Origin of the sequence: Erwinia phyllosphaerae, from assembly GCF_019132875.1 — a bacterium.
Taxonomy (GTDB): Bacteria; Pseudomonadota; Gammaproteobacteria; order Enterobacterales; family Enterobacteriaceae; genus Erwinia; species Erwinia phyllosphaerae.
Map to the genome: position 1 here is coordinate 239,855 of NZ_JAHSPF010000002.1, position 18,735 is coordinate 258,589.

19 protein-coding genes are annotated in these 18,735 nt (G+C 53.0%); 11 read left to right on the forward strand and 8 right to left on the reverse strand.

Features of this window, described 5'->3' with window-relative positions; translation table 11 throughout:
* Window positions 1–101 precede the first annotated feature (101 nt).
* Genes KUE00_RS04310 through KUE00_RS04320 form a run of 3 tightly spaced genes read right to left on the reverse strand, consistent with a single transcriptional unit; the run spans window position 102 to window position 1,308 of the window.
* Window positions 102–614 (reverse strand): DUF4865 family protein, encoded by a 513-nt coding sequence (locus KUE00_RS04310; RefSeq protein ID WP_246758313.1) that lies wholly within the window; start codon window positions 612–614, stop codon window positions 102–104.
* On the reverse strand, window positions 608–1,000 hold the full coding sequence (locus KUE00_RS04315) for a tautomerase family protein (protein WP_246758314.1): 393 nt from the start codon (window positions 998–1,000) through the stop codon (window positions 608–610). The genes KUE00_RS04310 and KUE00_RS04315 overlap by 7 nt, the downstream gene beginning before the upstream one ends.
* Window positions 1,000–1,308, reverse strand: a complete 309-nt coding sequence (locus tag KUE00_RS04320) for a carboxymuconolactone decarboxylase family protein (RefSeq protein WP_246758315.1) — start codon at window positions 1,306–1,308, stop codon at window positions 1,000–1,002. The genes KUE00_RS04315 and KUE00_RS04320 overlap by 1 nt, the downstream gene beginning before the upstream one ends.
* A 99-nt stretch (window positions 1,309–1,407) precedes the next feature.
* Between KUE00_RS04320 and KUE00_RS04325 the strand changes: the two genes are divergently transcribed.
* The gene (locus KUE00_RS04325; RefSeq protein ID WP_246758316.1) at window positions 1,408–2,289 is read left to right on the forward strand and encodes a LysR substrate-binding domain-containing protein; all 882 of its coding nucleotides are present in this window, start codon (window positions 1,408–1,410) and stop codon (window positions 2,287–2,289) included.
* A gap of 43 nt (window positions 2,290–2,332) precedes the next feature.
* Here the strand turns inward: KUE00_RS04325 and KUE00_RS04330 are convergent, their stop codons facing one another.
* On the reverse strand, window positions 2,333–2,821 hold the full coding sequence (locus KUE00_RS04330; protein WP_246758317.1) for a DUF2938 domain-containing protein: 489 nt from the start codon (window positions 2,819–2,821) through the stop codon (window positions 2,333–2,335).
* 75 nt (window positions 2,822–2,896) lie between these two features.
* Between KUE00_RS04330 and KUE00_RS04335 the strand changes: the two genes are divergently transcribed.
* A complete protein-coding gene (locus KUE00_RS04335) occupies window positions 2,897–3,301 on the forward strand; it encodes a helix-turn-helix domain-containing protein (protein ID WP_343215874.1) in 405 nt (134 codons plus the stop codon).
* Between the two features lie 172 nt (window positions 3,302–3,473).
* Here the strand turns inward: KUE00_RS04335 and fadE are convergent, their stop codons facing one another.
* Window positions 3,474–5,966 (reverse strand): acyl-CoA dehydrogenase FadE, encoded by a 2,493-nt coding sequence (fadE, locus tag KUE00_RS04340; RefSeq protein WP_246758319.1) that lies wholly within the window; start codon window positions 5,964–5,966, stop codon window positions 3,474–3,476.
* Window positions 5,967–6,179: 213 nt separating this feature from the next.
* Here fadE and lpcA point away from each other — a divergent pair, with 213 nt between their 5' ends.
* Together lpcA and KUE00_RS04350 are read left to right on the forward strand one after the other, a co-directional pair.
* Window positions 6,180–6,758 (forward strand): D-sedoheptulose 7-phosphate isomerase, encoded by a 579-nt coding sequence (gene lpcA / locus KUE00_RS04345; RefSeq protein WP_246758320.1) that lies wholly within the window; start codon window positions 6,180–6,182, stop codon window positions 6,756–6,758.
* A gap of 16 nt (window positions 6,759–6,774) precedes the next feature.
* On the forward strand, window positions 6,775–7,542 hold the full coding sequence (locus KUE00_RS04350; RefSeq protein WP_246758321.1) for a class II glutamine amidotransferase: 768 nt from the start codon (window positions 6,775–6,777) through the stop codon (window positions 7,540–7,542).
* Here the strand turns inward: KUE00_RS04350 and dpaA are convergent.
* A complete protein-coding gene (dpaA, locus tag KUE00_RS04355) occupies window positions 7,513–8,250 on the reverse strand; it encodes a peptidoglycan meso-diaminopimelic acid protein amidase (protein ID WP_246758322.1) in 738 nt (245 codons plus the stop codon). The two genes, KUE00_RS04350 and dpaA, sit on opposite strands and share 30 nt — an antisense overlap.
* A gap of 238 nt (window positions 8,251–8,488) precedes the next feature.
* On the opposite strand from dpaA, the gene dinB reads away from it, so the two are divergent.
* The gene (gene dinB, locus KUE00_RS04360; RefSeq protein WP_246758323.1) at window positions 8,489–9,544 is read left to right on the forward strand and encodes a DNA polymerase IV; all 1,056 of its coding nucleotides are present in this window, start codon (window positions 8,489–8,491) and stop codon (window positions 9,542–9,544) included.
* A gap of 66 nt (window positions 9,545–9,610) precedes the next feature.
* On the opposite strand, the gene pepD is transcribed toward dinB, so the two are convergent.
* Complete coding sequence (pepD, locus tag KUE00_RS04365) at window positions 9,611–11,068, reverse strand: beta-Ala-His dipeptidase (protein ID WP_246758324.1); 1,458 nt, start codon at window positions 11,066–11,068, stop codon at window positions 9,611–9,613.
* Between the two features lie 254 nt (window positions 11,069–11,322).
* Here pepD and gpt point away from each other — a divergent pair, with 254 nt between their 5' ends.
* The 3 genes from gpt to crl all read left to right on the forward strand — a co-directional run bounded on the left by gpt (window position 11,323) and on the right by crl (window position 13,605).
* Entirely contained in the window at window positions 11,323–11,781 is a 459-nt protein-coding gene (gene gpt / locus KUE00_RS04370; RefSeq protein WP_125289117.1) for a xanthine phosphoribosyltransferase, read from the forward strand.
* 114 nt (window positions 11,782–11,895) lie between these two features.
* Entirely contained in the window at window positions 11,896–13,146 is a 1,251-nt protein-coding gene (gene frsA / locus KUE00_RS04375) for an esterase FrsA (RefSeq protein WP_246758325.1), read from the forward strand.
* 57 nt (window positions 13,147–13,203) lie between these two features.
* Window positions 13,204–13,605: a sigma factor-binding protein Crl gene (gene crl, locus KUE00_RS04380; protein ID WP_246758327.1), complete on the forward strand. Its 402-nt coding sequence runs from the start codon at window positions 13,204–13,206 to the stop codon at window positions 13,603–13,605.
* A gap of 89 nt (window positions 13,606–13,694) precedes the next feature.
* Here crl and KUE00_RS04385 read toward each other — a convergent pair whose 3' ends face one another.
* Window positions 13,695–14,795, reverse strand: coding sequence for a porin (locus KUE00_RS04385; protein WP_246758328.1), 1,101 nt, complete (start codon window positions 14,793–14,795; stop codon window positions 13,695–13,697).
* Between the two features lie 243 nt (window positions 14,796–15,038).
* On the opposite strand from KUE00_RS04385, the gene proB reads away from it, so the two are divergent.
* The 3 genes from proB to KUE00_RS04400 all read left to right on the forward strand — a co-directional run bounded on the left by proB (window position 15,039) and on the right by KUE00_RS04400 (window position 18,496).
* On the forward strand, window positions 15,039–16,142 hold the full coding sequence (proB, locus tag KUE00_RS04390) for a glutamate 5-kinase (RefSeq protein ID WP_246758329.1): 1,104 nt from the start codon (window positions 15,039–15,041) through the stop codon (window positions 16,140–16,142).
* 10 nt (window positions 16,143–16,152) lie between these two features.
* Window positions 16,153–17,406 carry a glutamate-5-semialdehyde dehydrogenase gene (gene proA, locus KUE00_RS04395; RefSeq protein WP_246758330.1) on the forward strand — a complete coding sequence of 418 codons (1,254 nt, stop codon included), beginning with the start codon at window positions 16,153–16,155 and terminating at the stop codon, window positions 17,404–17,406.
* A 358-nt stretch (window positions 17,407–17,764) separates the two neighbouring features.
* Window positions 17,765–18,496, forward strand: coding sequence for a S24 family peptidase (locus KUE00_RS04400; RefSeq protein ID WP_246758331.1), 732 nt, complete (start codon window positions 17,765–17,767; stop codon window positions 18,494–18,496).
* Window positions 18,497–18,735: the final 239 nt, after the last annotated feature.

Consider the following 18,735-nt stretch of genomic DNA (forward strand, 5'->3'; position numbering starts at 1 on the left):
GATGCTCTTTGGAAGCACCTCTGATGAAACGGGCCGGTTCGCCAGCCCGTTTTTTCTGATATCTGGATTTTTTGTCAGCCACAAAATGACCGAACTGACGGTCAAACCGCACCTTTTGCCAGATAGCCAATGCGATAAATATTTCTTTCCGAACCGTGCAGAGTCGGAAGGTTTTTAGTGAAATTTGTTTTTAGTAACTGCCATCGAGTGACATCCCATGCGCACAGCATATTCTCGGTACCCATCGAAGTCAGATCGCTATAGGGCGCGATATTATTTACGTTAATAGAGACGTACATAGCTTGTTCAATTTCTTTTAATTCAGGCGAATGAAGCACAGGCCAGCAATCGATTTTTGGCCAGCCGAAATCATGGGTAAGCGTTGTGAAACCGGGAGATTGCAAAAAGTGTTGCATGGACGTAGGGTCCCGCCAAAGATAGAAGGGCGCATAACTATTTTCCGTAAATCCTTCTTTTTTACTGGAGTAAAGGTAAGCTTTAAATAAAAGGCCAGGGAAATTATCCATTTTCGCACCACCCAGCTCAATGCGCTTTTTAATAATTGCCATATCGTAATCGGCAGGAAGCGTAAACTTATACTGCATTGCTAACATAGATCCTCCGGGATATACATTCTTCCGCCGCTAAAGCTCCAGTCTTCTGCCGTATTAAACTGGATGATGACCATAACGTTGTCCGGGTGAATATTAAATTTTGCAAAGAGTTTTCTACTCAGTGCATGATAAAAGTTTTTTTTCTGTTCGATACTACGCTGCTTTCCCGCCAGGATATGGAACAGAACGAAATCTTCGCTGCGCGTACCGCTAAGATAATGACGATTAAAAATAAGCTGGCTGGCGGGGAGCATTTCAATAACCTGGAAACAATCTTCTGCCGGTACAGCAAATTCTTCCGTTAAAGCCTGATGCAATATTTTAGAAAGCTGGCGCAGCTTTTCTTCTGGATAATTTTGGCGAAGCATAATGCGGGTAAAAGGCATTAGCTTTGCTCCTCATCCAGACAAGATAGAGCACTAACGGCAGCTGGCCAGCCCGTATAAAAAGCCAGATGAGTAAAAGCTTCGACTAATTCATCATGCGTAATGCCATTGTTTGCTGCAAAGGCAATATGCCAGATGAGCTGCTGATCGCGACCCAAAGCTGTTAAGGCTGCCAGCGTAAGCAAACTGCGTTCGCGAGGCGAAAGTATTGGCCGTTTCCAGATATCTTCAAAAAGGACCGTATGGGTTAATTCCGCCAGCTTAGGTGCCATTCTGCTAAGCGACTCTCTGTCCAGTGATTGTGCCATTACTTTTCTCCCGTTGACTGATGGCAGTATCCTGGCGTATTAATACAATCCTGAAAATCAAATTAAATCACTTCAATAATCCCGTTTATAAGGATGATGATGGATAAAGTGCCACTTTGTCTGGATACAGATGCCTTACGCAGTTTTGTGATGGGGATCGAATCTGGCAGCTTTGCGCAAGCTGCACAACGGCTTTGCCGTTCTACTTCCGCCGTGAGTGCGCAGTTAAAAAAACTTGAGTCGCAGTGCAATACGGCGCTGGTGGCTAAAAACGGCCGGCATCTGGAACTTACTACAAGCGGAGAAGTCCTGCTCAGCTATGCCCGACGTCTGCTCGCGCTGAATGACGAAGCGTTACAAGCTGTTAAAGGGGAACTGTTACAGGGAGAGGTTCGACTGGGAATGCAGGAAGATTTTGGCGATTCAGTAATGCCAGGCGTACTGGGCAAGTTTAGTCGGCAGCATCCAGGGCTAAAAATTACGGCACGCGTAGACAGAAACCTGGCTATTACCAATGCCTTACACAATCGCGCTATTGATATGGCGTTAATCTGGCAACCAGAGAACAATTACCAGGATCAGCAACTGATTGGGCAGTGTGAGCTGCAATGGATCCATCACCAGGAGCTTGATATTGCTTCGCTATTGAAGAAAGGCGAACCGTTGCCGCTGGTTATGTTTGAAACGCCTTGCCTGATGCGGGCGCGAGCGACGGCGGTACTCGATCGTGCTGGCATTCCGTGGCGTATTGTTTTTGTCAGCTACAGTCTGAGCGGCATTTGGGCTGCGGTTCAGGCCGGGCTTGGTATCACAGTACGAACGAAAACAGGAATGCCAGCAATGCTGCAAATCTCTGCCGGGTTACTACCTTCACCAGGAAAGATGGGCATTGCGCTACTGCAACAAAGTAGCCCACCGAATGCGGCCTATTTGTTGCTACAACAGCTGATAACCGAGGCCGTCGGCGCTTTTACGAAATGAATAATATGAGTAAAAGCCTGGCTTACCGATAGCAGTGCCGATATTAAACCGGCAGTACCATTACGACCATTGCAGAAAAATAAAGCCCGCCACCGTAGGCCAGATGCGCCAGCAGGCTGAAAAGCCGTGCTTTCGATGGGTTTGCCGTTCGGGAAGCCGCTACGCCAAAGCCCAGCGCGGGCTGCATAATGAACCAGGGCGCAGCGACCGTTACTAATCCGCTCAATATCGCTACGCTTAAATCGGGATGGTGCAACCATGTCGTGCCGGAAAACAGCAGCGGAACAAACGAGAATCCAATGCCGATAACATAATGAAGCATCCAGCCAGTCTGCTTTTCTCCTGCCAGCGAAGGCGTATTAATAACAGAGTGATGTATAAAACGGCCTTTCCCCATCCATAAAAGCCATCTGCCCACTAAAGCATAATCAAAGGAAGCAATTCCCCATCGCCGCTTTAATAGCAATGCCCAGCCATCCATACAAAGCGTGGCGCCAATGCCGATTAGTGCGACACGCAAGAGCATTTCCATGGTTATTCCTTCTCCGGTTGTTCTGATGTTAAGCTGACGGGCATTGTGCAACTTAAAGCTCGCTTCAGGTCAACCATGAAAGAACTGGATATTGGCGAAGTCGCAAAGTTAACGAATATTGCGCCTTCCGCACTACGGTTTTATGAGAAAAAAGGGCTGATTCGCTCTGTTGGACGCAATGGTCTGAGAAGACAATACGGGCCGGATGTTTTAAATAAACTGGCTCTTATTACTCTGGGGCGTACGGTAGGCTTTACGCTTAATGAAATTGGCGAGATGTTTGATGCGCAGGGTAATCCGTCTCTTGATTCAATGTTATTACTCAATAAGGCGGAAGAGCTGGATAAAACGATTGGGCAATTGAAAAAGGCCAGCGAGGGGCTAAAGCATGTAGCTAACTGCAGTGCGCCAGACCCTGTGCAGTGTCCCAATTTCCAAAAAATTTTAGGCAGGGCACGGGCAGCGCTTTTTATCGGATAAAAGCTTTTCCGTTCTGAGGGATTACCAGTACTTCAACACGCTTCATGCGGCCAAAAAGGCAGGCTATCACCAGATAGCCTGCCTCCACACGTTAATACAAATATTTCCCTGTTTAACAGGTTAAATCTGCCAGCAAGCGCTCTTAACTTTGTCCGGCAAATTTAAGCCCGTTTCAGGCCGCTTCCGTTTTTCTTACACCTTCCTGGTGCTCTTCTTCCTGCGTTAGAGTGGTTTGCTGTGCTTCATCTTTTTGCGTCTTTACCGGCTGGGTCGCCAGCGCATCCGCCTCAAATTCGTCAACGTTAATGGAGCGCAGGCGGCTGGCTTCGGCACGGGTCAGCACGGCGGCTTCCTCTTCGTTCAGCCATTTTTCCTGTAACCCTTTTTGCGCCAGCTTATCCAGACGCGTAAATGAGAGCGGTTTTTTCAGCTTCTTGTTCAGCCGGTCGTGAATTACCTCTGCCGCCATCACGTCCTGCAATGCTTCTTCCAGCTGGCCCGCCGGATTATTTTCGCCCGGCGTCAGGTACTGACCACGGCCTAAGCGCGTTCTGGTGGCCGAAGGAATTTGCAGAATGCGCGCCAGCTGGTGATCCAGACGGTCGGAAGGCGCGCGGCAATGGCGGCCCAGTGGAAAAATAGCAAACTGGAGCAAACCGGCAACGACGCGATTCGGGAAGTTACGTAGCAGGTCTTCAACAGCCGTTTCCGCCTGGTTCAGCGCATCCTGCACGCCCCAGTGCAGCAGCGGCAGGTCGGCTTCGTTACGGCCTTCATCTTCATAGCGCTTCAGCGAGGCGGAAGCCAGATAGAGCTGGCTAAGCACGTCGCCAAGCCGTGCCGAAATACGTTCGCGACGCTTCAGGCTACCGCCCAGCACCGACATAGAAATATCGGAAAGCAGTGCAAGGTTGGCGCTTAAACGGTTCAGATGCTGATAATAACGGCGCGTCGCGTCGCGGGTTGGCGTGCTGCTGGTGCGCCCGGCTGTCAGCCCAAGCCACAGGCTGCGCATGTTATTGCTGGCAATGTGGCCGATGTGGCTAAACAGTGCCCGGTCAAAAGCGTTTACATCATGGCTTTGTGCCGCCGCCATTTCCGCCAGCACATAAGGATGGCAGCGAATGGCGCCCTGGCCGAAAATGATCATACTGCGCGTCAGAATATTTGCGCCTTCAACGGTAATGGCGATAGGCGCACCCTGATAAGCACGGGCCAGGAAATTGCTTTTGCCAAGCATAATGCCTTTGCCGCCAGCGATATCCATCGCGTCCATAATGGCGCGCTGTCCACGGTGGGTGCAGTGGTATTTTACGATAGCGGAAAGCACCGCTGGTTTCTCGCCCAGCATAATGCCGCTGGTAATCAGCGACGCCGCCGCATCCATTACGTAAGCGTTACCCGCAATACGCGCCAGCGGTTCTTCGATACCTTCCATTTTGCCGATAGGCAAACGGAACTGACGGCGGATATGAGCATAGGCACCAATCGCCAGCGCAATACTTTTCAGGCTACCGGTAGAGTTGGAAGGCAGCGTGATGCCGCGCCCAACGGAAAGGCATTCCACCAGCATCCGCCAGCCCTGACCGGCCATCGCCGGCCCGCCAATAATGTAATCAATGGGAACAAAAATATCTTTGCCGCGCGTCGGGCCATTCTGGAAAGGTACGTTCAGCGGGAAGTGGCGTTTGCCAATCTCTACGCCCGGCGTCTGCGTTGGGATCAGTGCACAGGTAATGCCCAGCTCTTCTTTCTCGCCAAGCAGATGTTCAGGGTCGGAAAGCTTAAACGCCAGGCCAAGCACCGTGGCGACAGGGGCGAGGGTAATGTAGCGTTTGTTCCAGGTCAGACGCATACCGAGCACCTGCTGGCCTTGCCATTCGCCCATGCACACCACACCGGTATCGGGGATTGCGCCCGCGTCAGAACCCGCTTCCGGACTGGTCAACGCAAAGCAGGGGATCTCTTCGCCGCGCGCCAGACGAGGTAAATAGCGATCTTTCTGCTCTTCTGTGCCGTAGTGCTGCAACAGTTCGCCGGGGCCAAGCGAATTGGGAACGCCCACGGTGATGGCCAGAATACCGGAAACGCCAGCCAGTTTTTGCAGTACGCGAGCCTGAGCATAGGCGGAGAATGCCAGGCCGCCATACTCTTTCTTGATAATCATGGCAAAGAAACGCTGCTCTTTCAGATAAGCCCACAGTTCTGGCGGCAGGTCAGCCATTTCATGCGTAATCTGGAAATCGTTAGCCAGCCGACAAGCTTCTTCGACCGGGCCATCCAGAAACGCCTGTTCTTCCGGCGTCAGCCGTGGCTGCGGATAGTCGTGCAGCTTTTTCCAGTCAGGTTTGCCGCGAAACAAATCGCCTTCCCACCAGGTTGTGCCTGCGTCGATCGCTTCTTTCTCTGTACGCGACATTGGCGGCATGACCTTCTGAAAAGTATTCATCATCGGCCTGGAAAAAAGGGCGCGGCGCAGCGGCAGCAGATTAAAGGGCAACAGGATAATGATTAACGGCAGCAGTAACCATGGCGTCCAGAGATGCGCCATCGCCCAGGCTGCGGTCCACACCAGCACAATCAGGCTTGCCAGCCCCAGGCCTACACGGTGATAAAACAGTGCGCCAATCAGCACCACTGTTGCAACGCAACTGAAAACCATCATAACCATCGCTCCGCAAGTTGTAAGAGGTCTGACCTGTTGCTTACAGATCTAATAGAGATAATTTTCTTTATCAATCTATTTACACAATAATTACAACCTGGCTCACAAAGCGCGGCCAGGGCACCTTAAAGCCGACGGCGGGCAGGCGGGGCGCTTTTCGCCCGCGCGGCAACTTGCTAAACTGCCGCAGACCTCACCTAAAAGGACTCTCCTATGTACCAGGACATCATTCGCGCCGAGTTAAATGAAGCACAGGACACGCTCACTAATTTCCTTAGCGATGAAGCAAATATCCATGCTATCCAGCGTGCTGCGGTACTGCTGGCGGATTCATTTAAAGCCGGCGGCAAAGTGCTTTCCTGCGGCAACGGCGGTTCACACTGCGATGCTATGCACTTTGCAGAAGAGTTAACCGGCCGCTACCGCGACAATCGTCCGGGCTATCCGGCCATTGCGATTTCTGACGTCAGCCATATCTCCTGCGTAGGCAATGATTTCGGCTACGACGCTATTTTCTCGCGCTATGTGGAAGCGGTAGGTCGTTCTGGCGACGTGCTGCTGGGGATCTCGACTTCCGGCAACTCTGCTAACGTTATTAAAGCGGTGGAAGCAGCGCGCGCGCAGGGCATGAAAGTGGTTACGCTGACCGGCAAAGATGGCGGAAAAATGGCAGGCAGTGCCGATGTTGAAATCCGCGTGCCGCATTTTGGCTATGCCGATCGCATTCAGGAGATCCATATCAAAGTGATCCATATCCTGATCCTGCTGATTGAAAAAGAGATGGCTAAGTAACCCACGAGGAACATCTATGTGCGAACTGCTCGGGATGAGCGCGAATGTCCCTACGGACATCTGTTTTAGCTTTACCGGGCTTGTACAGCGCGGCGGAAAAACCGGCCCGCATAAAGACGGCTGGGGAATTACCTTTTATGAAGGCAAAGGCTGCCGGACGTTTAAAGATCCGCAGCCCAGCTTTAATTCGCCGATAGCGCGGCTGGTGCAGGATTACCCGATCAAATCCTGTTCGGTGGTGGCGCATATTCGTCAGGCAAACCGGGGCGAAGTTTCGCTGGAGAATACGCATCCGTTCACGCGCGAACTCTGGGGACGTAACTGGACCTATGCGCATAACGGCCAGCTGAAAGGCTATCGCGGCCTGGAGACGGGACCTTTTCGGCCGGTTGGTGAAACGGACAGCGAGCAGGCTTTCTGCTGGCTACTGCACAAGCTGACCACGCGTTATCCGCGAACGCCGGGCAACTGGCCTGCGGTGTTTCGCTATATTGCAGAGCTGGCAACGGAACTGCGGGAAAAGGGCGTCTTTAATATGCTGTTGTCGGACGGCCGCTATCTGATGGCGTTCTGTTCGACCAATCTGTTCTGGATCACGCGCCGCGCGCCGTTCGGCAAAGCGACATTGCTGGATCAGGACGTGGAAATTGATTTTCAGAAGCAGACCACGCCAGACGACGTGGTCACGGTAATCGCCACTCAGCCCTTAACGGGGAATGAAACCTGGCACAAGATTGCGCCAGGCGACTGGACGTTATTTTGCCTCGGAGAGCGCGAGCGCTGACTGATTGACCGGCGTGCTGTTCAGAACCGCGTTGTTCAGCACGTATTTCCCGCCGCTGACGCTTATGGAAGGCGGCTGGCGGTTCTGCACAAATTCAGCATAGCCCGGCTGTAGCTGCTGCCAGAAGCTGTAGTAAACCGAATAGCGGTGACGCTGCAGGTTGCTGTCCGTCATGCGGAACGGGTAGATACTGACTTCCACTCGCGGCTGGCCGTTGCGCAGCGCTGCTTCCACATAATGATAAATTTCATCAATGTTGGTGTCCGTCATCGCATAGCAGCCAATTGATACGCAGCTGCCGTGGATCATCAGGTATTTACCTTCATAACCCTGCTGGCGGTCATATTCGTTAGGAAAACCGGTATTAATGGCCCGATAAAAACGGCTGTCCGGCTTAAGCTGGGAAAGGCCCACGCTATAAAAACCTTCCGGACTTTTAAAATCGCCCTGACGACGCTTAGGGCCTAAGCCGCCAGAAAAATTACAGATACGGTAGCTATTCAGCAGACGGTAGTCATTGCCAATTTTGCCATACAGCTCCAGCGTACGTTCTTCCTTAAAGATTTGAATATACACGGGGGTGCCGAGGAGCTGCTTCTTTAACTCTTTGCTTACCGGTGCCAGCGGTGCGATCTGTGCAACAGGGACGCTGGCGAAAACAACGGCTGGCAGAAAAAACATCGCAAACAGCAGTGCGATTTTGCCCATTCTGGTTCCCTTGATAGTAGGGTTGGATGCTACGTCCGAAGACGCTGTTAACTGCTTTTTAGGAAATGTCCGTAAAAGCTGCGCCACATTATCATTGTCTATTTTTTTATCAAGAGAGCCACGCATAAAAACAGAGAAAAATTGCGCCAGCCCGCTGCCGCTGCGCTTTCACAAAGAATTAACCTGTTGAAATTGCACTCTCCGGCTGTATACTTATCCAGTGTTACTGGAGGGGTGGATGCGTAAGATCATACACGTGGATATGGACTGCTTCTACGCAGCGGTAGAGATGCGCGATAATCCCGCGTTGCGTCATATCCCTATTGCGATTGGCGGCAGTCATTTGAAGCGCGGGGTTATCAGCACCGCCAACTATCCCGCCAGAAAATTTGGCGTACATAGCGCGATGGCGACGGCCACCGCGCTCAAGCTTTGCCCTCATCTGAAAGTTATCCCCGGCCGTTTCGACGCGTATAAAGAAGCCAGCGCGCATATTCGGGAAATTTTCACGCGCTATACGGCGCTGATTGAGCCGCTGTCGCTGGACGAGGCCTATCTGGACGTTACCGACAGCCCGCACTGCCACGGTTCTGCCACGCTGATGGCGCGTGAAATCCGCCAGACTATTGCCAAAGAATTAAACCTTACCGCTTCGGCAGGCGTAGCGCCGATTAAGTTTGTCGCCAAAATCGCCTCCGATCTCAATAAGCCTGACGGGCAGTTTGTCATTACGCCAGAAGAGCTACCGCAGTTTTTGCTGACGCTGCCGCTGGCAAAAATTCCTGGCGTAGGCAAAGTTACGGCGAAAAAGCTTGAAGAGCTGGGCCTCTATAACTGTGCCGACGTGCAGAAAACGGATTTGGCCATGCTGCTGAAACGCTTTGGCAAGTTTGGGCGGGTTTTATGGGAGCGCTGCAACGGCATTGATGAGCGTGAAGTGGTGACGGATCGCCTGCGCAAATCGCTGGGCGTGGAGCGAACGCTGTCGGCGGACATTCACGAATGGGAAGCGTGTCTGGAAATTATCGACTATCTCTATGCAGAGCTGGAGCGGCGTCTGAAAGCGGTAAAGCCCGACTTACAGATTGCCAGGCAGGGCGTTAAGCTGAAGTTTAACGACTTTCAGCAGACTACCCAGGAACATGTCTGGCCGATGCTGAACAAAGAAGATTTTATCAACGTTGCGAAAAAGACGTGGGAAGAGCGTCGTGCCGGGCGGGGCGTACGGCTGGTGGGGCTGCACGTAACGCTGCTCAATCCGCAGTTGGAAAGGCAACTGCTGTTGGGACTGTAGCGGCCACGGCAGGCGGCTGCGGCACTGAAAAGTAAAACAGGCGGAGTTCTGCTCCGCCTGTCGCTTTTATTTCGCCGGAATTGCCTTCAGCAGCGCCGTCAGCAGCTGCCAGTAAAGGCCAACGCTTGCGATATGCACCTGCTCATCCGGTGAGTGTGGGCCGGTGATGGTCGGGCCGATAGAGACCATATCCATTTCCGGATACGGCTTTTTAAACAGGCCGCATTCCAGACCCGCATGGATCACCTGAATATTTGGCGTTTTGTTAAACAGTTTTTTGTAGGTTTCTTCTACCAGCGCCATCACTGGTGAAGAAGGGTCGGGCTGCCAGCCAGGATAGCTGCCTTTGGCCACGGTTGTTGCTCCGGCCAGATCGCCCAGCGCGGTCAGCGTTTCGACCAGGTAATCTTTGCCGCTGTCAATCAGCGAGCGCACCAGGCAGTTGATGCGGGCTTCGTTATCTTTCAGAGCGACCACGCCAACGTTCAGCGACGTTTCCACCACGCCTTTCATCACGTCAGAATTGCGGATGACGCCGTTCGGCGTGCTGTTCAGCAGGGCGATAAATGCATCGCGGCTAGCTGTGGTCAACGCCTGCTCGCTGGCGGCCACGTTTTCTACCACCACGTTGATGTTTTTCTCTTTCAGGCTCAGCTCGTTCTGCAACGTTTCCAGATAGTGCAGCGCCAGGCCTTTCAGTCGGTCAAGCTTATCGGCAGGCACGGCCAGCGTGGCCATAGCTTCACGTGGGATAGCGTTGCGCAGCGTGCCGCCAACGAAGTCCACCAGACGCAGATCCAGCGCTTTGGCATGCGCAAACAGGAAACGTGCCAGCAGCTTGTTGGCGTTACCCAGGCCCAGATGAATATCCGCACCGGAGTGGCCGCCTTTCAGGCCTTTTAAAATCAGCTGAACATGCTGATAACCAGCGGGCACCGCCTCACGAGTTACGGCAAGCGTGGTCGTGAAATCAATACCGCCCGCGCAACCCATATAGATTTCGCCTTCCTCTTCGGAGTCGGTATTGATCAGGATATCCGCCTGCAGCCAGTCAGGTTGCAGACCAAAAGCGCCTACCATGCCGGTTTCTTCAGTCATGGTCAGCAGCACTTCCAGCGGGCCATGCTCAACGTTTTTGTCCGCCAGCACCGCCAGCGCGGAAGCCATGCCGATGCCGTTATCGGCACCCAGCGTGGTGCCGCGTGCTTTAACCCATTCACCGTCAACCCATGGCTGAATCGGGTCTTTAGTAAAGTCGTGAACGGTATCGTTGTTTTTCTGCGGCACCATATCCAGATGCGCCTGTAACGCTACAGGCTTCAGGTGCTCCAGGCCGGGAGTGGCAGGCTTGCGGATCAGGATATTGCCCACTTCATCACGACTGGTATAAAAACCTTGCTCCGTTGCCCAGGCAAGAACGTACTGGGCCAGCGCTTCTTCATGATAAGAGGGATGCGGAATCGAGCAGATTTTGGCAAAGATATCCCACAGCGGCTGTGGTGACAGTTGAGATAGTTCAGACACGTTAAATCTCCTGTGTCGGCATCCTCGGCCAGCGGCGCGTGGGATGGTGAGCATTTGTGATAGGGGAGGTCAGGATCTGACGCGACAAAGTAAAAGAATATCATTGTTTCCAGGGGGATGCTTAGTTCGCGGCGGTAAAAAAGCGCGGTTCGTGCCATCCGGTGCTGGTTTTTAGCGGCTCAGATCTCTATAATTCCGCGCAACCCCTCCCATTGTACATTTTTAAGCCGATATCACCGGCCGGGACTCCTTTTATGAGTGAAAAATACGTCGTCACCTGGGACATGCTGCAGATTCATGCCCGTAAACTGGCTCAGCGCCTGCTTCCTGTTGAGCAGTGGAAAGGCATTATCGCGGTCAGCCGTGGTGGTCTGGTTCCTGCCTCGCTGCTGGCTCGCGAGCTGTGTATCCGCTACGTCGATACCGTCTGCATCTCCAGCTACGACCACGATAACCAGCGTGAAATGCACGTGCTGAAACGTGCGGAAGGCGATGGCGAAGGCTTTATCGTGATTGACGATCTGGTTGATACCGGCGGCACCGCTCAGGCGATTCGCGATATGTACCCTAAAGCGCGTTTCGTGACGATTTTCGCTAAGCCGGCCGGTCGCCCGCTGGTGGATGACTATGTTGTGGATATTCCACAGAATACCTGGATTGAGCAGCCGTGGGATATGGGCGTGGTTTATATCCCGCCAATCGTAAAAGGTTGATTTAGCTCAATCAAAACGCCCGGTTCCGCCGGGCGTTGTGCTTTTTAAGGTTCGCAGCCGCCGTCGCGCTGCTATAAACTACAACGATTCTCCGTGTGCCGAAGGATCGTAGCTATGTCACCAAAAAACCTTAGCGAAGAGCTGTTCAAGCCACGCTTCAAGCATCCTGAAACCTCCTCTCTGGTTCGCCGTTTACATCATCACAAGCCGCTGCCGCTGCATTCCGCGCTGGAAGGTGAAAGCCATGCGGGCTGGTATCGCATGGTTAACCGTTTGCTGTGGACGTGGCGTGGCGTGCCGCAGCTGGAAATCGGTGAGGTGCTGGCGAGGATCGCCGGTAGCCAGGCCGAGCGCACTGATGAAAAGCTGCTGGATACGGTCGTTGGCTATCGCGGCGGTAACTGGATTTACGAATGGTCTAAACAGGCGGCAGGCTGGCAGGAAAAGGCCGCTGCGGCAGAGAACGATGCAAAGGCGGGTCAGTGCTGGCTTCATGCCGCCAATTTGTACGGCATAGCGGGTTATCCCCATCTGAAAGGGGATGAGCTGGCAGAGCAGGCGCAGCTGCTGGCGAACCGGGCTTACGAAGAGGCGACGTCGCGCCTGCCGGGCGAACTAAAGGAGCTGGAATTTGCCATTCCCGGCGGCAGCTCAATTTTTGGCTTTCTGCATATGCCGGAAAAGGTCCGCGCGCCTTATCCTACCGTCCTGCTGTGCGGCAGCCTTGATTCACTGCAAACCGACCACTATCGGCTTTTCCACGATTATCTCGCCCCGCGCGGTATCGCAATGTTAACTATCGATATGCCGTCGGTTGGGTTTTCCGCTAAATGGAAGCTTTCCCAGGATTCCAGCTTTCTACATCAGCAGGTGCTTAAGCAGCTGGAAACCGTACCGTGGATCGACCACGCGCGCGTTGGCGCTTTTGGCTACCGGTTTGGGGCTAATACCGCCGTACGGCTGGCTTATCTTGAGTCGCCTCGCCTGCGGGCCGTGGCCTGCCTGGGACCGGTGGTTCACGGTTTACTGTGCGATCGGGCGTTACAGGATCGCATCCCGGAAATGTATATGGACGTGCTGGCAAGCCGACTGGGGATGGCTTCGGCTGCCGATTCTGCGCTGCGCGTCGAACTCAATCGCTATTCGCTAAAAATGCAGGGATTGCTGGGCAGACGCTGTCCTACGCCAATGCTTTCCGCTTACTGGCCGGGGGATATTTTCAGCCCGGAAGAGGAGACAAAACTGATCGTCAGCTCTTCTACCGACGGCAAGCTGATGCCAATTGCACTTTCGCCGATAATGAGCAACTTTGATAAAGCATTACGTGATATTGTTGACTGGTTAGCTAAACGATTAACACGCTGAGTCGTTAATTCTTAACATTCGGCTAAAACTAACGGGCTCAACAAAGGAGTTTTAACAATGGCGTTACCGAGTGGGCATCCCAAGAGCCGCTTAATGAAGCGTTTTGGCGCATTAGGGCCTTATATCCGCGAGGCTAAATGTGTCGAAGACCGTTTCTTCTTCGACTGTCTGGCCGTTTGCGTCAATGTAAAACCCGCGCCGGAACTGCGTGAATTCTGGGGCTGGTGGATGGAGCTGGAAGCACAGGAAGATCACTTTACCTATGAGTATCATTTCGGCCTGTTTGATAAGGAAGGAAACTGGAAGCCTGCAACGGTGAAAGGGAAGGAAAACCTTGAACGGCTGGAAGAGACGCTGCGTAATTTTCACGTGCGGTTAAAAGCATTGCTGGAAGAGCTGGAGCTGGGTCTGAAACCCGCTGCGGACTTCGCTGACGAGCCGGTTAAACTGACCGCCTGAGGCTGAGAATAAAAAAGGCTGGCGTTTGCCAGCCTTTGCTTACGGACACATAACGAGGGGCACTGCTACCGCATCCGTGCGGCTCACATTTAAAACTGGTAGGTCACGCCCATAGCGACGATGTCGTCGGTATTCTGCGCAAGCTTGTTGTCATCGTTCAGCAGGTTAATTTTGTAATCCACAAACGCGGACATATTTTTATTGAAGTAGTATGTCGCGCCCACGTCGGCAAATTTGTAAATATCCGCATCGCCCACGCCGTTCTCAATGTCTTTCGCTTTGGTTTGCACGTATGCCAGAGAAGGACGGAAGCCGTTATCGAACTGATACTGCGCCACCAGCTCAATGTTCTGCAGATAGTTAGCGTAACCGCTTACCGCTACGCTGGCACCGTTCACCTGCGCCGTACCGCTAATTGGCGACATGTTGCGCGTTTCGGCATAGGTGGCGGCCAGATAGACGCCGTTGTTGTCATATTTCAGGCCGGATGCCCACGCGTCGGCTTTATCGCCGGTGCCGTAAGTGCTGGCGCGCTGCGCGTTGGTACGATCGGAAGATGAAATCGCGCCGTTAATGGTCAGGCCGTCGATAATTTTATAGCTTAATGAAGCGGCCATGCCGTCGCCGTTAGCCGTTGAGCCGGTACGGGTAGTGCTTTCGTTTTTACCCTGGTATTGCAGGGCGAATTTCAGGCCGTCGACCAGGCCAAAAAAGTTGGTATTACGGTAGGTCGCCACGCCATTGGTACGGGTCAACATATAGTTATCGGCTTTGGTATACGCGGTAGCGCCAAACTCCGGCATCATATCGGTGTAGGCTTCTACATCGTAAATCAGCCCGTAGTTACGGCCATAATCGACTGAACCGTAGTCGCCAAATTTCAGACCGGCAAAACCTAAACGCGTTTTGGTTCCGGTAGTGCCGTCGCTTTCCGCATTGTTCAACGGAACGTGATATTCCCACTGACCGTAGCCGGTCATCAGGTCATTAATCTGGGTCTGTCCTTTAAAACCGATACGTACATAGGATTTATCGCCGTCATTGCTGGCGGTATCGCTGATGTAGTGCATGGCTTTCAGTTTGCCGTAGAAATCGAGCTTATTACCATCTTTGTTATAAATTTCTGCGGCCTGTGCTGCCGTGGTCATAGCCAGAGCGGCGGTCAGGATTGCCAGTGCGCTTTTCTTCATTTTGTTATCATTCCCAAATGAGTAAAATTTTAAATGGCCCGACGTCTTCGTTCAGGGCACGAACGTTTTACCCTGTGGAGATGAACTTTTTATTACATTTGTTCGCACTTCTTGTTAATTGGTCATTTTTAGACTACTTATGCGCAGGGAGTTTTTACGCCTTTTCGGGCAGCGGCTGTTGGCATCCGGGGTGACACCTGATAAAAAGTCTCCTTCTATTAATAATTGCTATGGCAGGAAACAATGAGCAGCAGCCAGACCCTGGTCGTCAAACTGGGGACCAGCGTATTAACCGGCGGATCGCGTCGGCTGAACCGGGCACATATTGTCGAGCTGGTGCGTCAGTGCGCGCAGCAGCATGCGGCAGGCCACCGGATTGTGATCGTCACTTCAGGCGCAATGGCCGCCGGACGTGAACATCTGGGCTACCCGGAACTGCCGCCGACCATCGCCTCAAAGCAGCTGCTGGCTGCGGTGGGGCAGAGCCGGTTAATTCAGCTGTGGGAACAGCTGTTCTCTATTTACGGTATTCATATCGGGCAGATGCTGTTGACGCGTGCCGATCTGGAAGACCGCGAGCGCTTTTTAAACGCGCGCGATACGCTGCGGGCGCTTCTGGATAACCATATCGTTCCGGTTATTAACGAAAATGACGCGGTAGCCACGGCGGAAATCAAGGTAGGCGACAATGACAACCTTTCCTCGCTGGCCGCTATTCTGGCCGGTGCAGACAAGCTGCTGCTGTTGACCGATCAGCCCGGATTGTTTACTGCCGATCCGCGCAGTAATCCGCAGGCCGAACTTATTAGCGATGTACACAGCATTGACGATGCGCTGCGCGCGCTGGCCGGTGACAGCGTTTCCGGTCTGGGAACCGGGGGTATGGCGACCAAGCTCCAGGCGGCGGACGTCGCCTGTCGTGCGGGTATTGATACCATTATTGCCGCCGGCAGCCGTGCTGGCGTCATTGGCGACGTGATTGAAGGCAAGCCGGTCGGTACACGTTTTCACGCGCTGCAAACGCCGCTGGAAAACCGGAAACGCTGGATTTTTGGCGCACCGCCAGCCGGAGAATTAACGGTAGATGACGGCGCGCTGGTGGCTATTCTGGAGCGCGGCAGTTCCCTCTTACCGAAGGGCATTCGCACCATTACCGGCAATTTTTCGCGCGGTGAAGTTATCCGCATTCGTAGCCTGGAAGGACGCGATGTGGCGCATGGCGTCTCCCGCTATAACAGCGATGCGATGCGGATGATTGCTGGCCATCACTCGCAGCAAATCAGCGAAATTTTAGGCTATGAGTATGGCCCGGTCGCGATTCACCGTGACGACATGATTGTCAGTTAAGGAGCAGCAGATGCTTGAAGAAATGGGTAAAGCGGCGCGTGCCGCGTCATATCAACTGGCGACGCTCTCCGCGCCGCAAAAAAATGCGGTGCTGCTGACCATTGCCGGACTGCTTGAGGCGGAAAGCGGGGCGATCCTGGCGGCTAACGAGCTGGATCTGGCCGATGCGCGGCAAAATAATATGAGCGCCGCGCTGCTGGACAGGCTGACGCTGACGCCGGAGCGGTTAAAAGCGATCGCCGATGACGTCCGTCAGGTATGCAGCCTGGCCGATCCGGTCGGCCAGCTGATTGATGGCGGCCAGCTCAACAGCGGCCTGCGCATCGAGCGTCGTCGCGTGCCGCTGGGCGTTGTCGGTGTAATTTACGAAGCACGTCCTAACGTTACCGTTGATGTTGCTACTCTTTGCCTGAAAACCGGTAACGCGGCAATCCTGCGTGGCGGTAAAGAAACTTTCCGTACCAACAGCGCAACGGTGCGCGTTATCCAGCAGGCGCTGCAGCAGCATAGCTTGCCCACTGCGGCGGTGCAGGCAATTGAAAATCCCGATCGTGAACTGGTTAACCAATTGCTGAAGCTGGATCGCTATGTCGATATGTTGATCCCACGAGGCGGCGCAGGTTTACATAAGCTTTGCCGTGAACAGTCGACGATCCCGGTGATCACCGGCGGGATCGGCGTTTGCCATCTTTTTGTCGATGAAAGCATGGATATTGACGCCGCGCTGGAAGTGATCGTTAACGCCAAGAAGCAGCGCCCAAGCGCCTGTAACTCGCTGGAAACGCTGCTGGTGCATCAGGCTATCGCGCCGCGCTTTTTACCGGCCTTTAGCGCCCGCATGGCCCAGGAAAATATTCCGCTGCATGCCGAGGCCCAACTGCTGCCGCAGCTGAAAAGCGGTCCGGCCAGCGTGGTTGAACTGGCCGATGGCGACCTTGACGATGAGTGGCTGACGCTGGATTTGAACGTTTGTCTGGTAGATAACCTTGACGAAGCGGTGGCGCATATTCGCCAGCACGGTACCCAGCATTCCGATGGCATCCTGACGCGCAGCATTGAAAATGCGCAACGCTTCGTCAGCCAGGTCGACTCAGCGGCGGTTTACGTTAACGCCAGCACCCGTTTTACCGATGGCGGCCAGTTCGGTTTGGGCGCGGAAGTTGCCGTCAGTACCCAGAAGCTCCACGCGCGCGGCCCAATGGGGCTGGAGGCGCTGACTACCTGGAAATGGATAGCCTGGGGCGATGATTCCCTGCGCGCATAGTTTCCTTCCGCTTAATAAACGGGCGCCCAAAGGGGCGCCTTTTTTTTATCTCCGTTTTTTTTCGGACCACTTATTTTCGCTGATTTTGCTCTTCTGCCATCTTTATATGGTCCGAATGGTGTCAGAAAGAGCCAGAAAGGCGCGCCGTACCCGCAGGCTGACAAAAGCAGCATAAAAAACGTACTGCATTCATTTTTGATGGCAATCGTTCCTGGCACCGGGCAACGCAAGGGAGATTATGATTATCAGGAATGCTTTACAAAAGCTGTTGGGTAGTAAACAAACGGTAATATAAAATGAACTGGTAGCAAAAATGAAAATAACATTAAGTGTTTTTCCTATGGCAGATTATTAACTAATGGTTAAAAAAGAAAGTACGAAACAAGCTTTTACTGCCAGGCTGATTGCCGCTTGCGATAGCGCGGGGTTTATCGGACACGGACGTAACAAACAGATTACGAAAGCGCTGCAGCAGGAGGGGTGTAAAATCTCCGCGCCGGGAGTGTGGAAATGGTTTAACGCACAGTCAATTCCCGATAATGCCAACCTGCTGGCATTAAGCGAACTGTTGGGGGTTCGCGTTGAATGGTTGCAGTACGGCATGGAGAAGTCGGCCGTTTCGTCCGGGCTGACTTCGCTGCCGCTGCATCAGGGCGTATTTCGTATTGAAAGTCTGGATATTGGACAGAAAACCGCCAGCGGCCTGCACACTCGCGACGAATTTGTCGAGACGATTCAGGCTATCGAGTATGACCTCGATGAGGCGAGGGTTCTGTTCAACGGTCGCCCGGCAGAAAATCTTCGCTTAATCGCTATCAACAGCGACTCTATGGCGGGCACTTTTGCGCCCCGCGATCAGCTATTTGTCGACATCAGTATCCGCATGTTCGACGGTGACGGTATCTACCTCTTTACGCTGGATAACCAGCTCTACCTTAAACGCCTTCAGCTGCAGCATAAGAAAATTGCTGTCATTTCAGATAATAAACGCTATGAAACCTGGTATCTTACGCACGATGAGGCGGCAGAGATGCAGGTGCACGCCAAAGTGATTATGAGCCAGTCTCGCGACTACCAACTGCTGGGTTAACCGGCCCGCCGTGCCTTTCCATCTGCGGGTCAGTAAAAAAATAAATGGCAGTAATTCAAAAATTTAACCAGCAGTAAATAAAAAATTAACCATCAGTGTTTGATAAAGCATAAGAACCTGTTAATAATTTGATCATGGATGAAACACATTGACCCACACGGATGTACCGCTCTTAAACAATTGAGGCGCTGCACAAGCGCGACACAAACCATCCGAAAGCAAATAAGGCTTTGGGATGG

Coding starts and splice junctions, on each gene's coding strand:
- dinB (WP_246758323.1), top strand. CDS start 8,489: ATGCGTAAGATCATACACGTGGATATGGACTGCTTCTACGCAGCGGTA.
- proB (WP_246758329.1), top strand. CDS start 15,039: ATGAGCAGCAGCCAGACCCTGGTCGTCAAACTGGGGACCAGCGTATTA.
- KUE00_RS04350 (WP_246758321.1), top strand. CDS start 6,775: ATGTGCGAACTGCTCGGGATGAGCGCGAATGTCCCTACGGACATCTGT.
- KUE00_RS04315 (WP_246758314.1), bottom strand. CDS start 1,000: ATGCCTTTTACCCGCATTATGCTTCGCCAAAATTATCCAGAAGAAAAG.
- KUE00_RS04335 (WP_343215874.1), top strand. CDS start 2,897: ATGAAAGAACTGGATATTGGCGAAGTCGCAAAGTTAACGAATATTGCG.
- KUE00_RS04330 (WP_246758317.1), bottom strand. CDS start 2,821: ATGGAAATGCTCTTGCGTGTCGCACTAATCGGCATTGGCGCCACGCTT.
- fadE (WP_246758319.1), bottom strand. CDS start 5,966: ATGATGGTTTTCAGTTGCGTTGCAACAGTGGTGCTGATTGGCGCACTG.
- KUE00_RS04310 (WP_246758313.1), bottom strand. CDS start 614: ATGTTAGCAATGCAGTATAAGTTTACGCTTCCTGCCGATTACGATATG.
- proA (WP_246758330.1), top strand. CDS start 16,153: ATGCTTGAAGAAATGGGTAAAGCGGCGCGTGCCGCGTCATATCAACTG.
- KUE00_RS04320 (WP_246758315.1), bottom strand. CDS start 1,308: ATGGCACAATCACTGGACAGAGAGTCGCTTAGCAGAATGGCACCTAAG.
- lpcA (WP_246758320.1), top strand. CDS start 6,180: ATGTACCAGGACATCATTCGCGCCGAGTTAAATGAAGCACAGGACACG.
- KUE00_RS04325 (WP_246758316.1), top strand. CDS start 1,408: ATGGATAAAGTGCCACTTTGTCTGGATACAGATGCCTTACGCAGTTTT.
- dpaA (WP_246758322.1), bottom strand. CDS start 8,250: ATGGGCAAAATCGCACTGCTGTTTGCGATGTTTTTTCTGCCAGCCGTT.
- frsA (WP_246758325.1), top strand. CDS start 11,896: ATGTCACCAAAAAACCTTAGCGAAGAGCTGTTCAAGCCACGCTTCAAG.
- gpt (WP_125289117.1), top strand. CDS start 11,323: ATGAGTGAAAAATACGTCGTCACCTGGGACATGCTGCAGATTCATGCC.
- crl (WP_246758327.1), top strand. CDS start 13,204: ATGGCGTTACCGAGTGGGCATCCCAAGAGCCGCTTAATGAAGCGTTTT.
- KUE00_RS04400 (WP_246758331.1), top strand. CDS start 17,765: ATGGTTAAAAAAGAAAGTACGAAACAAGCTTTTACTGCCAGGCTGATT.
- KUE00_RS04385 (WP_246758328.1), bottom strand. CDS start 14,795: ATGAAGAAAAGCGCACTGGCAATCCTGACCGCCGCTCTGGCTATGACC.